The organism is Chitinophaga polysaccharea (assembly GCF_902150045.1).
Classification (GTDB): domain Bacteria; phylum Bacteroidota; class Bacteroidia; order Chitinophagales; family Chitinophagaceae; genus Chitinophaga; species Chitinophaga polysaccharea_A.
In genome coordinates, this window is sequence record NZ_CABFVU010000001.1 from 2,953,734 (window position 1) to 2,969,805 (window position 16,072).

Below are 16,072 nucleotides of genomic sequence, written 5' to 3' on the forward strand. Positions count from 1 at the left end.
GTCACTATTGCGTTAAACATCATTAAGCTACTACATGAGTATGAAATCCGGCGAAATCGCTGTGTTATCTGCCGATATGTTTGACACTGGCAATGATTTTTTCTGGATAGGCAGCCCGGGATGTATCCCCGATAAGTACCCGCTGCTGGAACAGCCCCACAGGCAATTGTTCTACATGCTGCTGTGCATTGAAAGCGCAGAAGGCAGTGCGGTGATAGATGGCGTTACCATCCTGCTGGATCATCCGAAAATCATTTGTGTGAAACCCGGCAGCATATGCAGCATACATATTAACCGCAATGCCAGCGGTCACGTGATCTGCTTTACAGAAGGTTTCTTCTCCCTGAGATATAACAACAATGTATTGCTCAACTTCTCATTCCTGAATAAGGAAAATGTGCATGAGGTACGTCTGAACGCCGCCAAAGCGGCAGAGTGGAGCCACATTACCCGGTTTATGGAACAGGAATTCCATCACCGCCAGAAAGGCGCCGGCAACGTGCTGCGGTCTTATCTCAATATCCTGCTCTGTAACCTGGAGCGGCTGTTTAACCCGGTGGAAGGAACCGAGCGGAAGAACAACAAGGAAGAAAAACTGCGACAGTTCAAACTGCTGCTGGACGAACATTTCATTGCGCACAAAACGCCTTCTTTTTATGCAGGTCAACTTAATATCACCACCAACTACCTGAATAAATTGTGCAGGGAATACAACGGGTTATCGAGCGGAGCGCTGATCCGAAAACGGATCACGCTGGAAGCCCGGCGCCTGCTACATTACACGGGACTGTCGGTAGCGGAGGTAGCCAAGGAACTTGGCTTTGAAAGCGCATCTTATTTCGTCACCTTCTTTGGAAAAAACACGGGCACAACACCCGAGAGTTTCAGAAAAAAACAACAGTAAAAATATTTGTATGTCAATCAATGAATATAACGCCGGGCCGGGAAAGAAAAACCTGCTGGGCACCATCATCCTGTTAAACAGGATAGCAGTGGGCGTGCTCCTATGCTGCCTGATCCTGCTGTTGTTAAAATTGTTGTAGACTAAAAATCATCACATGGATTTTCCAATGTTCCACCTCGACTGGCTGAACGACCGGTTCCTCATTGCCATGATCGCCATCGTGCATGTTTTCATCAACCACGGACTGGCAGTGGGTTTTATTCCCTACATCGCGTGGCTGGAACAAAAAGGCGTTAAAATGGCTGGTCCCACGCAGATCACAAACCCTGCCTGGGATGAAATGGTATATAAAAAAATGAAGGTGGCCTTTATCATCACTACCACCATAGGGGCTATGACGGGAGTAGGTATCTGGTTTTCCGCCGCATTGATCAGCCCTTCTTCTATCGGGAGCCTGATCCGTGTGTTCTACTTCGCCTGGTTCGCGGAGTGGGTCGCCTTTGTAACGGAGGTAGTGCTGATCATGATCTATTTCCTCACCTGGAAAAACGCCAATGCCACCCTGCGCGGAAAGCTGCGTCATATCCGCCTGGGATGGTTCCTGTCCATCTTTTCCTGGATCACTATGGCCATTATTGTATCCATACTTGGATTTATGATGGACCCCGGCAACTGGAACAAACACCATAGCCTGCTGAACGGGTTTACCAATCCCATTTACCTGCCACAGCTCTTTTTTAGAACGCCTGCAGCCATGGTCCTGGGCGGCATCTTTGGTATGTTGCTCACCACCATTTTCGGGGAAAAAGGCAGTATAGAAAGGAGCAGGGTGTTGAAAAGCGCTGCACAGTGGATCCTGGGCTGGGCCCCGGTCACGCTGGCTGCAGCCTGCATCTATTACAACGTCATGCCGGAAGCCATGCGCGCCAATATGAGCACAGCAGTGGGTACCATGGAGTTCGAAAAATATTATGGATTGCTGAGTTATATTATTCCCGGCGCCGTATCGCTGGTGGTGCTCATCAGTATCTGGGCCTGGGCGCGGCCGGGGAGTATACGTTTTGCCTTTGTACTGGTGCCCTGCCTGGCTGCCTTTGGGTTCCTCGGCATTTTTGAAAGGGTAAGGGAATTTATCAGGAAGCCTTACGTGATAGGAGGGTATATGTATTCCAATTTATTACGGGAAGAAGATTATCCCTTATACAAAAGGGATGGTATCCTGAAATACGCCACCTATGCGGGGGCGGCGGTTATAACGGAAACGAATAAACTAAGTGCAGGCAGGGATGTGTTTATGTTGTCGTGCAGCCGTTGCCATACCACTAATGGCATTAATTCCATTGTAACGGTATTTGAAGGCGTATACGGCAAAGGAGAACCACTGGAGGAAAATTCAATGGAAGCATATATTCCGAACATGCACAATGGCCGTACCTATATGCCGCCTTTTCCGGGGAATAAAGCAGAGCTGAAGGCGCTGGCCGCTTATATCCGGCATCTGCAGCTGAGCGGGGAATCGCTGGAGGGGGCACAAACCACCGGCGTAATAGTGAACCCGCTGCAAAATGTGCCTGCCGCAGAGGCATTACTGAAAGAAGAAAAGAACCCATAAAACATCAAAAACATGACAGCTTTTTTGCAGGCGGGTACGCCTGTGCCAAGAGATATCCCGTTGGATCTGCCTTTGCCGGAATGGTTGCTGGTAGTATTACTGGTAGTGTCGTTCCTGGCACATATTGTATTTGTGAACCTGATGCTGGGCGGTTCTGTGCTTATCTTATGGACGCAGCTGAAAGGGCTGAAGGATAAAGAGTACGATACCCTGGCGCATGAGATCGCACGGACCATTACGGTCAACAAAAGCCTGGCGGTAGTGCTGGGCGTGGCGCCTTTACTGAGCATCAACGCGCTTTACACCATTTACTTTTATTCCGCCAACGCCCTGACCGGGCTGATGTGGATCTCCATCATTCCACTGGTTACATTTGCCTTCCTGCTCACTTACCTGCATAAATATACGTGGCATAAGCTGGAGCATAATAAGCCGCTGCATATATCCATTATCGCGGCAGCGGTGTTGGTGTTCCTATTTATCCCGCTTATTTTTTTAGCCAACATTAACCTGATGTTATTTCCTGAGAAGTGGGGCACCGTCAGGGGATTCGTGAGCGCTTTGGCGCTGCCTAACGTTTTTCCCCGGTACCTCCACTTTCTCTCTGCTTCCATGGCGGTAACGGGTTTGTTTTTGTGCTGGTATTTCGGGAGAAGGAATTATCCTTTTGAACGTTACTTTACTACGCTTACCCGGTACCAGGTAAGGAAGAAAACCTATTCACTGGCTCTCGCATTTTCATTGTTCCAGTTTATGATTGGGCCGGTGGTGCTGTTAACGTTGCCGGCGAAAGGGATGAACTGGCGCCTGCTGGGGATCATTTTTGCAGGAGCCGCCATTGCGCTGCCCGCCATGTACTGGATGTGGAAAGCCATTAACGGACCGGAGGAGCAGCTCAACAAACATTTTGGTAAAGTGGTGGCAGCCATGACCCTCACGGTATTGTGCATGGGCAGCGGCAGGCAGGTGTACCGGGCCAATGCGCTGGCGCCGCATAAAAAGCTGATGGCAGCCAAAACTGCGGAGTTTGAGCGCTTATCGGCCGAAGCAAGGATGCACCCGGTGCAGGAGGATGCGGAAACTCCGCCGGGAGAAGGAGGAAAAGGCGCTGCTATTTTCCAGGCTAATTGCTCGTCCTGTCACCGGCCCAACGAAAAACTGGTGGGCCCGCCCATGACGGAAATGGTGAGCATTTATAAAAACGATGCAGCCGGTTTGCAGCACTGGATCAAAACGCCGGGAAAAAAAAGGGCAGGATACCCGCAAATGCCCGGCTTCCCGCAGTTGTCAAAAGAAGATCTGAATGAATTATCTGCATACATTCTTTCCATTAAATAGCTTTCATATGTTTATCATAGCCATTATACTATTGTTGTTCTGTATCCTTCGCCTGGTGATCCTTATCAGCAGCACGGTGCAATTATTATCAAAAGATGCGGAGCTGCTGAAGAAGCATGCAGCGGAAGAAAAGGATTACCTGCTGATAAAAGGGTTTTATTAATTGAAAAGAGCATGTATCAGAAATAAATGATGGCGCGGAGCTTCGCTTAAACAACAGCCGGCCTTCATCAGGCATCCGGGTAAAAGAGGGTATATAGTACTTTGATATGTCCTCTTTTCGATTTTGACCAAGGTCAATGTTTTTTAAAAAGGTTCGCTGTAGCTTTGATATATGATAACAATGCTTGCAGATCTGATACGGGAAAAAACATCGCTTGACGATGGAGAGCTAAGCACAGTATTATCCTGCTTCCATACTGTCGAAGTTCCGAAAAACAAATTGTTATTGGAGAAAGGAGTGGTAGCCGACCGGATTTTCTTCATTAATAAAGGTTGTCTTCGTTTGTATTACAGTAACGATAATAATGTAGCTACCCGGTTCATGGCATTTGAGCATACTTTCTTAACGTCTATTGTCAGTTTTATTTCGAGGGAGCCTTCATCTGAATATATACAGGCTGTGGAAGCTTCTGAATTGCTGGTGATTTCCCATCATGATTTTTTCCGGTTAAGGAAAACGATACCGGCATGGGATAAAATGTATATCTATATACTTGAATACGGGTTAACTGTGATTACCTCCAAACTAAACAGCCTGCTTACACAGAATGCCACCGAACGGTACAGGAACCTGCTTGAAAATAATCCGGAACTGATACAAAGATTATCTAACGCCAATCTCGCCGCTTACCTGAACATTTCTCCTGAAACGCTCAGCAGGCTGAAATCACACATGTAATAAAATCCAACATCATGTCAGCAATACTCAACAGATATTCACGCGTATTAACGCAGGACGAAACATTGCCCGGTGCAAAGGCTATGTATTATGCCATCGGTTTTAAGGAGGAGGACTTCAACAAAGCGCAGGTAGGCATTGCAAGTATGGGTTGGGACGGCAACCCCTGTAACATGCATCTCAATGACCTGGCTACAGAGGTGAGGGATCACATCAACCAGACCGATGGGCTTCTGGGGCTGCGCTTTTATGCGGCCGGTGTTAGTGACGGTATCAGCATGGGCACGCCCGGAATGCGTTATAGCCTGGTAAGCCGCGATCTGATTGCGGATAGCATTGAAACAAATGCCGGCGCGCAGTATTATGATGCACTGATTACCATACCCGGTTGCGATAAGAATTTGCCTGGCTCAATGATGGCCATGGGACGGCTCAATCGCCCTGGTATCATGTTGTATGGAGGTGCGATTGCGCCGGGGCATTACCAGGGAGAGGATATTAACCTGGTAAGTACCTTCGAAGCATGGGGTCAAAAAGTGGCAGGTAAGATCAGCGAGGAAAACTTCAAAGGGATCATCCGGCATGCATGTCCGGGCGCCGGCGCCTGCGGAGGTATGTATACCGCAAATACCATGGCAAGCGCTATAGAAGCTTTGGGAATGAGCCTGCCTTACTCTTCGTCCAACCCCGCTGTAAGCCGGCATAAAAAAGAAGAATGCGCCGCCATCGGCAAGGCCATCAAACTGTTGCTGGAGAAGGATATTAAGCCCCGGGATATTATGACGCGAAAAGCCTTTGAAAATGCCATTACCCTGGTGATAGCGCTGGGCGGCAGTACGAATGCCGTGCTGCACCTGATTGCAATTGGCAAAAGTGCGGATGTGCCGCTTACTCCGGACGATTTCCAGGATATCAGCAACCGTGTGCCGTTGCTGGCGGATTTTAAACCCAGCGGTAAGTACCTCATGCAAGACCTGCATGAGCATGGCGGAGTTCCTGCAGTGATGAAGTATTTACTGGAGAAAAAAATGCTGCATGGAGACTGCCTGACGGTTACCGGTAAAACCCTGGCAGAAAATCTGGAGAAGGTGCCGCAGCTGGACTTCAATAAGCAGAAAATAGTGATGCCACTGGAAACTCCTCTCAAACCGGGTGGACATTTGCAGATATTATACGGGAACCTGGCAGAGAAAGGAAGTGTTGCAAAAATAAGCGGGAAAGAAGGTGAAAAGTTCTGCGGACCGGCCCGCGTTTTTGATAACGAGGAAGCTTTCAGCAAAGGTATTACATCGGGTAAGGTGAAAGCAGGTGATGTGGTCGTTATCCGTTATATAGGGCCTAAAGGCGCGCCAGGCATGCCGGAAATGCTGAAACCTACAGGAGCCATTATTGGCGCAGGACTGGGCAAAACCGTGGCATTGATCACAGACGGCCGGTTCAGTGGCGGAACGCATGGTTTCGTGGTAGGACATATTACACCGGAAGCCTCAGAAGGCGGGTTGATTGCTTTGGTGGAAGATGATGACCTGATAGAGATTGATGCAGTAACCAACACCCTTAATCTGAAGGTGGCAGAAGAGGTGATAGCAGTGCGCCGCAGCAAATGGGTGAAGCCCGCAGCTAACGTAAAGAGTGGGGTATTGTTAAAATACGCCCGGGCCGTAAGCAGCGCTTCTGAAGGATGCGTGACCGATCTTGCACAGGAGGCGTTTTAATCATTACTATTTCAACTCCTCCGGCAACCATGGGGGATAATTACTCACAGAGCTCTTCGCTGTTTCCCTAACAGGTACCTGCCACTTCTCAAAAAAGAGAGAAAGGTTTTTCTGCGTGGCAGCACAGATAGCCGTAAACCAGTAATCCCTTTTATCTTCTTCTGTTACCGGATATTGCGAAGCAGGCAGGGCACGGTATTTTTTAAACACCGTCTCAATAGGTTGCCAGCCAAAACCTTCAATAAGCTCGATGTACATTTTTAAAGCAAGAAACGGATCTTCACAAAATTTATCAAAACCCGGTTGTTCTTTCATATACTTACGTATATCATCCATTACTGCCTGTTTACCCGAAATATTTTCGTGGTTATAAAGCCCTTTATGTAATACGTGATCATATACATACATCGTGTACAGGTTTACAGTTACTTCGCCCAGGCCATTGAAATCAATGCCCCAGAACTGGTGACGGTGGCCCAGTTCGTGAAAATGACCCCAGGAACCCTTTGCACGCAGCTGCTGTTCATCCAGCATAAGGGCGCAGCTTTCATCATCGGGCGCCATGATTTTATAGGGGGCAGTATACATATAACCGAAGGCCACCTGCTGGTCTATGATGATCCTTTCCGGGTGAACCCTGTCGGGAGCGATATCTGCCAGTTTAGCATCGGCATCCATTACCTCATCCCAGAACTGCAGGAGCTTCCCGGGATCATCCAGCTGGCGGATACGATAGGAAGGGACAGTGAGTATAATTTTATCGGTGGCCAGTTCCGCCCAGGGCCCGGGATACTGGCGGATGGTCTTTTGCCAGTCGTCCAGGCTGGTAACGCCCTGTTTGAAATAAGGGCTTTTAACGGCGCCCTTTACCTTTACAGTAAGCGTTTTCAGGGAAGAGGTGTCTGGAATATTGATCATCAGCAGGCCGCCGAAGGGAGAAAAGATAGTAGTGACCATTTGTTCCAGTTCAAACGTCCTGGTGAGGTTATCAATATGACGGGTGAAGTAAGTCATGTGGCTGAGGTCATCTTCATGCACGCCTATCTGCGCTTTCAGGTGCAAGGGAATACAGTTCGCGGGTATGGTCACTGTTACGGTATCGCCCGCGGCCACATACAGGCCGGTGCTGTGCCACCTGTAAAAAATTCCATCAGGTTCCAGTAAACCCTGTGCGCCGGTTTTTATGGGGATCACTATTTGTTCATTCACTCTCGGGGCAGTTTTGCTTACCTCGCCGGGGAATATTCTGCTGGCAGGATGTATGTACCCTGTGTCAGGATGCGATTGCTGGCGTTGTGTAGCCAGGTAGTTCTGTACCCGGTAGATTAACATGCTTTTTACATCATTTTTTGAAACAGGATGTTGGGGAGAAGGGATAACGGGCGCCTGCGATGTTTCGAATAATGCCCTGATCTTATTGGATATGGCAGATGTGCCGGGATTATTGAACAGGTAGTTGGCGATGGTACTTGAGTAGCTGTCTGCCTCCGCAGTGGGGGGAATAAACCCAGGTGTTTTAAACTCGTTCAGCAAAGAAGTGATATGTACGTAAGCCGGGATAGGGTTGGTAGTAAGCCAGCCTTTTTTATCATCCGGTTTTGCCGTAGAGCTGATGTGAAACATGCCTGCCTTCCTGAACAGCTGGTTCAGCCCCATTTCAAAATAAGTGACCTTTTGCTGGTTTAGCATGCCGGCAACGGGAGAGCCGAATATGAGGGAGCCGCCTTTTCTTACAAATGCTTCCAGGCTGTTTATTTTAACAGAATCGGTAACATCCTGTGTAATGATAATAATGCCTGCTGCGGGATGGATACTAACGGTATCGGTTATACTTTTATATCCTTTTGGGAATGCTGGAAGATCCATATTACTACCCCATAGCTGGATGGTATTGCCTTTGGTATTGGCTGCCCAGGCAATGGCATTTTGCAGCAGCTGTTGTATATTTTTATCGTTTGAAAGCGGCTTTTTAAAATACTGGTCCGATCCTGTTATCAGGATCCTGCCTTTACCCAGCCGGGAAGTGACGATAACAGGCAGGTGCTGTTTGATTTCTTTTTCAGTTGCGGTGGCAATAATAACAGGTATTTCGCTGATGGGAATGGTGAACGCTGCATCATCAGGGGCTGGCGGCAACATTATCTTTTGCACTTTATTCAGCAGTTGTTTTTGATCGCCCTGCCGGGCATATAAGGAATGATAAAGAAAAATAAGGCATAAAAGGATACCGGCGGCAGTGTTTCTTGGTGTCATGAGCTGGGTTTAATAATAAACTAATGTCAATTTAATAATAATAAATATAGCTGCGGGGATCTTCCCGGACTAGACAGGAATATTATAGCCGGTCTGACAATAAACAGCGCCACGTGTTGTGTATGATTATTGCGGATGTTGTGTATTATAGCAGTGACACTAAATGCAAATAATACAATGATAAAACGAGCCTATAAGAAAGCCGGCCTGCCGGTATCGGAGATCCGCAGGTTCCTGGAGCCTGGTCCTGTTGTGCTGGTAAGTTCCCGCTGGAAGAACAGTACCAATATTATGACCATGGTGGCTGATACCCAATTGCTGAAAGGTTACAATTTCTTTATACTGGAAGTAGTGGCAGCACAGGCTGCGGGGTATCCAAAATGTCCTAAAACGGTACATTACAGGGGAGAAGGCATCTTTATGGTATCAGGAAAACATATTAACTTGAGCACTAAATTCAAGCACCAGAATCTTTAGTATGCTCGCTACCGTTATAGAATACATTTTACTGATCTTTTTTATTTTATCTCTGGTGATGATCGCCCAGAAGCTGAAAATTGCTTACCCCATCGTACTGGTGCTGGGTGGACTTGCGCTTAGCATGTTCCGGTTGTTCCCTTCTATCCAGATCAACCCGGAAATGATCCTGCTCATCTTCTTGCCGCCCTTACTATATGAAGCGGCCTGGTATACTTCCTGGAAGGAGTTGTGGCGGTGGCGGCGTGTTATTTCCATCTTCGCTTTTCTGATAGTGATCTTTACCTCCGGGGTAGTAGCCGTGGTGTCGCATGCGCTGATCCCGGGATTTTCGCTGGCGCTGGGTTTTGTGCTGGGAGGGATCGTGTCGCCACCGGATGCTGTATCTGCCACTACAATCCTGAAATATGTGAAAGTGCCTAAAAGACTTTCCTCCATCCTGGAAGGGGAGAGCCTGATGAACGACGCTTCCAGTTTGATCGTATTCAGCTTTGCCAGCACGGCCGTTACTACGGGCGTATTCGTATTGCAAAATGCGGCGCTGAGCTTTGTTATTGCGATTGCAGGGGGAATTGCCATCGGGTTGCTGGTAGGGTTATTATACTATACTATCCACCGTTGGTTGCCTACCGGTACAGATATGGATGTGATTTTAACGCTTACAGCGCCTTATGTGATGTATATCTCCGCAGAATATTTCCATGGGTCCGGGGTGCTTGCAGTAGTGAGCGGAGGGTTGTTCCTCTCGGCCCGGAGCCAGCATTTTCTTACATACCGGAGCCGGTTGCAGGGAGCCAATGTGTGGGCCACGCTGGGATTTATGCTGAACGGGCTGGTATTTATGCTCATAGGGCTGGAACTGCCGGTGATCATTAAGGAATTGGGCACTGCTAGTCTTTCTGAAGCTATTAAGTACGGTGTTATTATTACCGTGGTGCTGATCGTAACCCGTTTGCTTTGCACTATGTTCGCCTCGGTGTTCACTGTATTTATCAGCCGGTACATCACTACTGCCGATAACCGTCCGGGCTGGAAAGGGCCATTGCTCCTCGGCTGGGCAGGTATGAGGGGCGTGGTATCGCTGGCAGCGGCTTTATCCATCCCCGTGTATATGGACAATGGTCAGCTTTTCCCGCAGCGCAACCTGATCCTGTTCATCACCTTTACGGTGATACTGCTTACCCTGGTGGTGCAGGGGCTTACGCTGCCGGTGCTGATCCGGTGGGTGAAAATGGAAGACCCGGATAATGAGCTGCCTGCTGAAGAGCAGGAACGGATGATCCGCGACCGGCTGCTGGCAGGGAGCATTCATTTCCTGGACACGCATTTCAGCGAGGAGGTGAAGTCGCATGAAGCATTAAAACAGCTGCGGGACGACCTGGAGCACCGCAAAGCAGTGGCCATGCACAATAAAACGGATGGGGTGGATCATAAGTTATACAAGAAAGTATACCTGAAGATGCTGGACCACCAGCGTAGCATATTACACGAACTCAACAGGGACCCTCATACCTCGCATGAGCTGATCAGGAAGTTTCATGAGCTGGTGGATATTGAAGAAGAGATCCTGAGAATGAAATATGAGCATGCTTCCTGAAAGGGCCAGGTCATTCCGGGCTTCATAGGGCATGCTCGCAGTTACTTTGGGCTTCGTAAATGAAATATAAATATGCTTCCTGAAAGGGCGTAGCATACCGGCAGGGGAGCTTCCGGGTTTATCCGGAGGCGCCCGCTCATAGCTGGTTCACCTTTCCTGCCGGTAATTTATTTCACATGAATGCTGATCACTTTGGCCAGGTCGAACATGGAGATCTGCTTTTTCCCGCCAAATATTTTACCCAGTTTATCATCTGCATTGATCATGCGCTTGTTGGCGGTATCCTGCAGTTTATTGGCTTTGATGTAGTCCCATACCTTTTTAACGATCTCTGTTCTTGGCAGCGCTTTATCGCCAATAACGGCCGCCAGGTCAGCGGAGGGAGACAGCGGTTTTTTCAGGCCTGAATTGCCGGATGCACCTGCAGCAGATTTTTTGGCAGGACTTGCTTTGGTTGCGGCGGCACTTTTCTTAGCAGGAACTGCTTTCTTAGCCGCTGCTTTTTTGGCTGGCGCAGCCTTTTTAGCAGGGGCTTTTGCAGCAGCTGCTTTTTTGGGCGCAGCGGCTTTCTTTGCGGCTGTTTTTGTAGTGGAACCTGTTTTGGATTTTCCTGCAGTGGTTTTCTTTGTTGCCATTTTTTTGTGTTGTTTTAAGATGATATTTATTCAGTTTTTCCGATGACCTTTTTCATTTCCGGGTCAACGTTCAGGGTGATACCGTTTTAAAACGCGGGTATCCCCTGTATTGTTGCAGCATGTACCACATAAAGGCCAGGTTGTTTCCGGGTCGTTACGGCATAAAGCAAAGGAGCACTCCGGTAAGTATCCCGTGAAACCATCAACACATATGCCAGTTTACGGCAGTCAGGTAGGCAATTTCTCCGGTTGTGGCGGGTCTGATCGCCTTTTGTTATTGGGTGATTGCAGGCTAAAAACAATACAGGCCCACTTTTAAAGCACTTAATTGTATCTTGCCACCATGAAAAGGAGTGATTACCTGCGACAGGGAAAGTCTGAAAATTACCAGGATGCGGAAGCAAAGGGCTTATTAAAAGCCGGTGAGGCGGCGGTATTACTGTCGAAGAAGTTCAATATGAAAATATCAGCGAAGGAACTGGGCGTATTTTCCACAGAATGGCACCACGCCGGCGTTTTTAAGGGAGCAAAGAATGGCCGGTTGATCGGGCGCAAAGTTTATTTCTTTTCGGAAGCTGCGCTTAACAACATCTCCCTGGATGCCATATTAGCCAACAGGAATAAGACAGCGGAAAAACCGCTGCCGGACAATAGTTCCGTGCAGGGCTGGTACCCGCAGTTTTTTCGTATGACCGATCCCGTTACCCGCAAAACCTTCCCCAAACCCTTTATCGGCATTTACAAAGGTCCTGCTTCCAAAGCACCTAAGGGCTTCCGGCCATTGACGGATGAAGCTTTTTCCGTTGCGGAAAAACAACGGGGCAAAGCATTGAAACCGGGAGAGGAGCCCTGGTCATGATCGGAAGAAATATCTTCCGGCCTTTCTTTTACATATATTTCTTGTAATTTCTTAAAATTATATTGATAATCAATTAATTGTGATTTTGTATATAACGGCCGGGTAGTATCCTTTGCGTATATTTGGCGGCGTTGTTATTATATACAAAACGGCTTCACTGAACCGGTAAGGCTGGAATCAGCAGCCGTATTTTCTACTCCAGCAGCTCCGTAGACGGCGTTAATTTAAAATTTAACACAAGGCTATCGCCTTTGGAGAGCGTAATCTTCTTTACCGATAGTTCATTGTACATAAGCGCTGCGCCTGCAAAGTTATATTTTCCTTCAGCTAACTTAAATGTGAACCTCCCTGTTGAATCCCCCTGATAACCCTTGCCGTTTATTGTGATTCTTGGTATTATTCTATTGGAATAAGGACCTTTTGTACTGACTTCCCCTGTTACAATGGCACTGTCGTCACTTTCACCTACGCGTTTTAGTCTTATAGCCTCCAACTCATTTCCATTCTTTTCTGAATATTGTTTGGTACCCTGCCCTGATTTATACCATGACCTGCAGGCACCTAAAAATAAAAGGAGGGATAGACTTATTAATAGTTTATTCATATATACAGCTACGTTTTTTTTATATATAAAATGACCTCACCGGTTCAGTGAGGCTGAAATCAGCAGCCGTATTTTCTACTCCAGCAGCTCCGTAGTTGGCGTTAATTTAAAATTTAACACAAGGCTATCGCCTTTTAAGAGCGTAATCTTCTTTACCGATAGTGCATTGTACATAAACGCTGCGCCTGTAAAGTTATATTTTCCTTCAGCTAACTTAAATGTGAACCTTCCTGTTGAATCCCCCTGGTAATGCTTGTCGTTTACAGTGATTCTGGTCATAAAGCTATCGGAATAAGGACCTTTTATACTGATTTTGCCTGTTACAATGGCACTGTCGTCACCTTTACTTGCACGTTTTAGTCTTACCGCCTCCAACTCATTTCCATTCTTTTCTGAATATTGTTTGGTACCTTGCCCTGATTTATACCATGACCCGCAAGAGCCTAAAAATATAAGGAGGGATAGACTTATTAATAGTTTATTCATATTCAATAGTTTTAGTTGTTATTGTATTTAGTTACAGGCTCTTTTTCCTTTGGGCGATACAGTGGTACCATCGCTTTGTTCTACAGATGACGCAGTTTGTTCTGCCTCAAGAATTGCATTTATTCTGTCCCGATCTGCTTGTGGTAACTTCATAAAATACCTGGTAGTCTGCAAGCCACCCCAGGCCATATCCGCGTAATACTGACTACTAAGTACATAACCTGATGCCCGGCCAAATAATTCCAGGTTGTGAGCTATGTCATTAATAAATGACCGTACTATTTCATTATGGTGTACCTCATTTAAATCAGTTTTTCCGGCCACATGTTCTTCAAACAACTTTGGATAGTCCAGCTTTGCCTTCTGTTGGTTACTTCTAAAAGCATTGACCAGCCAGGCATGAACGCCTTCATGTAGCATAGTTCTTGCAATTGACAGGTCTGTTGCAGTTTTCAGATATCTTTCATCAAAAGTAGATATTACCGATTCCCGGTAAGGTGAGGGATTTGTACTAGCATTTGTTTTTCCTCCTGCGTCTCCTATTACCAATGTCCAGTTATATGTGGCGATCTGCCCTGTAAAATTATTAATAATTGTTGCAAACTCCCCCGTCCTTATTGCCAATAATTTATTGAAGATGTTCCGTGCGCACTCCGGCAAATTGAGTTGATTTGCGCGCTGATCAAAGCTTTCTAGTAGCTCTTCTTTTGAAAGAGTTACCGTCTCAGGGTCCAGGGGCGCAGGCCAACAATTACAACCACCGCCACCTCCTCCAGTATTGCCGCCACTTGTACATTGGGTTGTGGAGTAATTGTAATGACAGTCCGTTGGATAACTACCTACCTTAACACAATTGTACCAATCGGTCGTAATGCAGGTTTGTTCCGTTGTTACATTCCTTTTACGCTTATCAATTACTGTCGTAACCACATTGTATTCACGACCATTCTCATATTTGTAACCCGATTTGATGTCTCCGTCCCAATCTTCAACTATTATCATACCTGAGAATGCATCCTTCTTTGAATTGCTGTCCGGAAACAGCAAAACGACATCTGCCTGCTTAACCTTATTCTTATCACTATAAACTAACTACAAGAAAGGAGGTGCCATTAAGCGACCGCTTTGTTCCACCCATATCGGTTGTTATATATATGTTGGGAAGATTAAGTGGCACAACTACTGTTTTTCCCCATCTTAGTTCCTGGACACATTCTTCAATTTGCAATTTTGCCTAAAGGAAGTCTGTTATTGCGCTCCACAATAGGGTTTTGTATGAGCTTATCAGGCAATACTTCCTTCATAAAATAATTTTTTGCATCTTGAATCAGACCAGTGTCAGGGTCCATCGAATCTGCCTGTTCGTTATTTTTATTGCAGGCAAGAAATAGGTACAACAGACATAAGGGGGTGAGTAGAAACAATACAGATTTAGTTTTCATAATTTTTTTTGGGTAACATCGCTAAATGCTGATACTAGAATAAAGTAAAATATTTCCACATAGAATAACCTCTACATGCTCTCTCAATCTTTTGAATTTGTGTTTATGTGGTGGCATAACCAACCATCATACATAATAGATGGGACCTCCCGGGTTAATTAAGAGGTGGTATAAATATATGATAATTTAGTATTGTCCGGATAGAATAAATTAATAAAGCAAAAAAATGGCTCATTGACCGCGTCAGGCGTAGCTTCTACTTAAAACCCCGGGAGCTACCCCGCTTTTGACAGCGCGCTCTCATTCCGGCTTTTTTGCTTAACTTAATTACAGTAAATCATCCACTACATGAAAAGCTTGCCTACTTTGCCACTTATTTCCAGGTATGCTGCAGAGCAACCCCGCTTTACGTTACTGGATTCTGTAGCCAACAGGATTTCCCTGATCGTATTTTGCAGCGTTTTCAGTTTCCTGTTCATGTACATCTTTCTGCCATTTAATATTAACATGTGGTACGAAGGGCAACAGCTGTCGCTGATGGCATTGTTCTTTATTTTTACCCTGTGCGGGGTACTGGTGCTGAGCATTTCACAGTTCGGCCTGTACCGCCTGAAGTGGCGCCGCAGGCTTACTAACGCTACTTACCTTTGCTGGTTTGTAGGAGAAATAGTGGGTATCGCGGTGATGGTTACTATAGTGGATGTAATTCTTGTGGATACCTTTTTCCTTACCTGGTCTGAATTTATTAATACCCTCCGTTATATCGCCCTTATTTTACCACTGCCTTACTGCATTGCCCTCCTGTGGTTCTTTACCAGGGAGAAGATGGCCCAGCTCCGGAGCCTCGAAAAAGAACAGGTAATCAAAACCATAGCAGATCCCTGTATCCTGATCCGCGATGAACATGATAAGCCCGTACTTACCCTGCACCCGGGCAAACTGCTGCTCATGAAAGCGGAAGACAACTACGTGCAGGTGTTTTACCTCTCCGGGAATACTATCAGTAAAGAACTGGTCAGAACCTCCCTGAAAAAACTGGAGACTTACCTGTCTGCCGGTACTTTCGTGCGCGCACACCGCTCATATCTTGTAAACATCTCCAAAGTGGTTCTTTTTAAGAAAAATTCAAAAGGACATTACCTGGAACTGGAAGGGCTGAGCGATATCAGCGTGCCGGTATCGGCCAGCTGTTTAACCGCCTTCCAGGAACGATTCGCCCCCACGCCCTGATTTTACCCCCAATAGCCCT

The 16,072-nt window shown here is 46.7% G+C and carries 17 protein-coding genes; 11 read left to right on the forward strand and 6 right to left on the reverse strand.

Annotation, left to right across the window (positions count from 1 at the left end):
* The first annotated feature begins 34 nt into the window (after positions 1-34).
* The 7 genes from FN124_RS12160 to ilvD all read left to right on the forward strand — a co-directional run bounded on the left by FN124_RS12160 (position 35) and on the right by ilvD (position 6,470).
* Positions 35-904: a helix-turn-helix domain-containing protein gene (locus FN124_RS12160; protein ID WP_142684985.1), complete on the forward strand. Its 870-nt coding sequence runs from the start codon at positions 35-37 to the stop codon at positions 902-904.
* A 10-nt stretch (positions 905-914) separates the two neighbouring features.
* A complete protein-coding gene (locus FN124_RS31410) occupies positions 915-1,043 on the forward strand; it encodes a hypothetical protein (RefSeq protein ID WP_260607404.1) in 129 nt (42 codons plus the stop codon).
* Between the two features lie 15 nt (positions 1,044-1,058).
* The gene (locus FN124_RS12165; protein WP_142684986.1) at positions 1,059-2,516 is read left to right on the forward strand and encodes a c-type cytochrome; all 1,458 of its coding nucleotides are present in this window, start codon (positions 1,059-1,061) and stop codon (positions 2,514-2,516) included.
* Between the two features lie 12 nt (positions 2,517-2,528).
* A complete protein-coding gene (locus FN124_RS12170; protein ID WP_142684987.1) occupies positions 2,529-3,854 on the forward strand; it encodes a c-type cytochrome in 1,326 nt (441 codons plus the stop codon).
* 7 nt (positions 3,855-3,861) lie between these two features.
* Positions 3,862-4,017 (forward strand): hypothetical protein, encoded by a 156-nt coding sequence (locus tag FN124_RS30880; protein ID WP_185937172.1) that lies wholly within the window; start codon positions 3,862-3,864, stop codon positions 4,015-4,017.
* 180 nt (positions 4,018-4,197) lie between these two features.
* Positions 4,198-4,755 carry a Crp/Fnr family transcriptional regulator gene (locus tag FN124_RS12175; RefSeq protein ID WP_221887760.1) on the forward strand — a complete coding sequence of 186 codons (558 nt, stop codon included), beginning with the start codon at positions 4,198-4,200 and terminating at the stop codon, positions 4,753-4,755.
* Positions 4,756-4,769: 14 nt separating this feature from the next.
* Positions 4,770-6,470 carry a dihydroxy-acid dehydratase gene (ilvD, locus tag FN124_RS12180; RefSeq protein WP_142684989.1) on the forward strand — a complete coding sequence of 567 codons (1,701 nt, stop codon included), beginning with the start codon at positions 4,770-4,772 and terminating at the stop codon, positions 6,468-6,470.
* 6 nt (positions 6,471-6,476) lie between these two features.
* Here ilvD and FN124_RS12185 read toward each other — a convergent pair whose 3' ends face one another.
* The gene (locus tag FN124_RS12185; protein WP_142684990.1) at positions 6,477-8,723 is read right to left on the reverse strand and encodes a M60 family metallopeptidase; all 2,247 of its coding nucleotides are present in this window, start codon (positions 8,721-8,723) and stop codon (positions 6,477-6,479) included.
* 177 nt (positions 8,724-8,900) lie between these two features.
* Between FN124_RS12185 and FN124_RS12190 the strand changes: the two genes are divergently transcribed.
* Both FN124_RS12190 and FN124_RS12195 read left to right on the forward strand, forming a co-directional pair.
* Entirely contained in the window at positions 8,901-9,200 is a 300-nt protein-coding gene (locus FN124_RS12190) for a hypothetical protein (RefSeq protein WP_142684991.1), read from the forward strand.
* 1 nt (position 9,201) lies between these two features.
* Positions 9,202-10,797, forward strand: coding sequence for a Na+/H+ antiporter (locus FN124_RS12195; protein ID WP_142684992.1), 1,596 nt, complete (start codon positions 9,202-9,204; stop codon positions 10,795-10,797).
* Between the two features lie 167 nt (positions 10,798-10,964).
* Here the strand turns inward: FN124_RS12195 and FN124_RS12200 are convergent, their stop codons facing one another.
* Positions 10,965-11,432, reverse strand: a complete 468-nt coding sequence (locus tag FN124_RS12200; RefSeq protein ID WP_142684993.1) for an SWIB/MDM2 domain-containing protein — start codon at positions 11,430-11,432, stop codon at positions 10,965-10,967.
* Between the two features lie 343 nt (positions 11,433-11,775).
* Here FN124_RS12200 and FN124_RS12205 point away from each other — a divergent pair, with 343 nt between their 5' ends.
* Positions 11,776-12,291 carry a hypothetical protein gene (locus FN124_RS12205; RefSeq protein ID WP_142684994.1) on the forward strand — a complete coding sequence of 172 codons (516 nt, stop codon included), beginning with the start codon at positions 11,776-11,778 and terminating at the stop codon, positions 12,289-12,291.
* Between the two features lie 193 nt (positions 12,292-12,484).
* Here FN124_RS12205 and FN124_RS12210 read toward each other — a convergent pair whose 3' ends face one another.
* From FN124_RS12210 to FN124_RS12225, 4 genes are all read right to left on the reverse strand, one after another.
* The gene (locus FN124_RS12210) at positions 12,485-12,895 is read right to left on the reverse strand and encodes a carboxypeptidase-like regulatory domain-containing protein (protein ID WP_142684995.1); all 411 of its coding nucleotides are present in this window, start codon (positions 12,893-12,895) and stop codon (positions 12,485-12,487) included.
* Between the two features lie 75 nt (positions 12,896-12,970).
* Positions 12,971-13,381 carry a carboxypeptidase regulatory-like domain-containing protein gene (locus tag FN124_RS12215; protein ID WP_142684996.1) on the reverse strand — a complete coding sequence of 137 codons (411 nt, stop codon included), beginning with the start codon at positions 13,379-13,381 and terminating at the stop codon, positions 12,971-12,973.
* A 27-nt stretch (positions 13,382-13,408) separates the two neighbouring features.
* Positions 13,409-14,428 carry a hypothetical protein gene (locus FN124_RS12220; RefSeq protein WP_221887761.1) on the reverse strand — a complete coding sequence of 340 codons (1,020 nt, stop codon included), beginning with the start codon at positions 14,426-14,428 and terminating at the stop codon, positions 13,409-13,411.
* Between the two features lie 170 nt (positions 14,429-14,598).
* On the reverse strand, positions 14,599-14,823 hold the full coding sequence (locus FN124_RS12225) for a hypothetical protein (RefSeq protein WP_142684998.1): 225 nt from the start codon (positions 14,821-14,823) through the stop codon (positions 14,599-14,601).
* Positions 14,824-15,171: 348 nt separating this feature from the next.
* On the opposite strand from FN124_RS12225, the gene FN124_RS12230 reads away from it, so the two are divergent.
* On the forward strand, positions 15,172-16,053 hold the full coding sequence (locus FN124_RS12230) for a LytR/AlgR family response regulator transcription factor (protein ID WP_142684999.1): 882 nt from the start codon (positions 15,172-15,174) through the stop codon (positions 16,051-16,053).
* Positions 16,054-16,072: the final 19 nt, after the last annotated feature.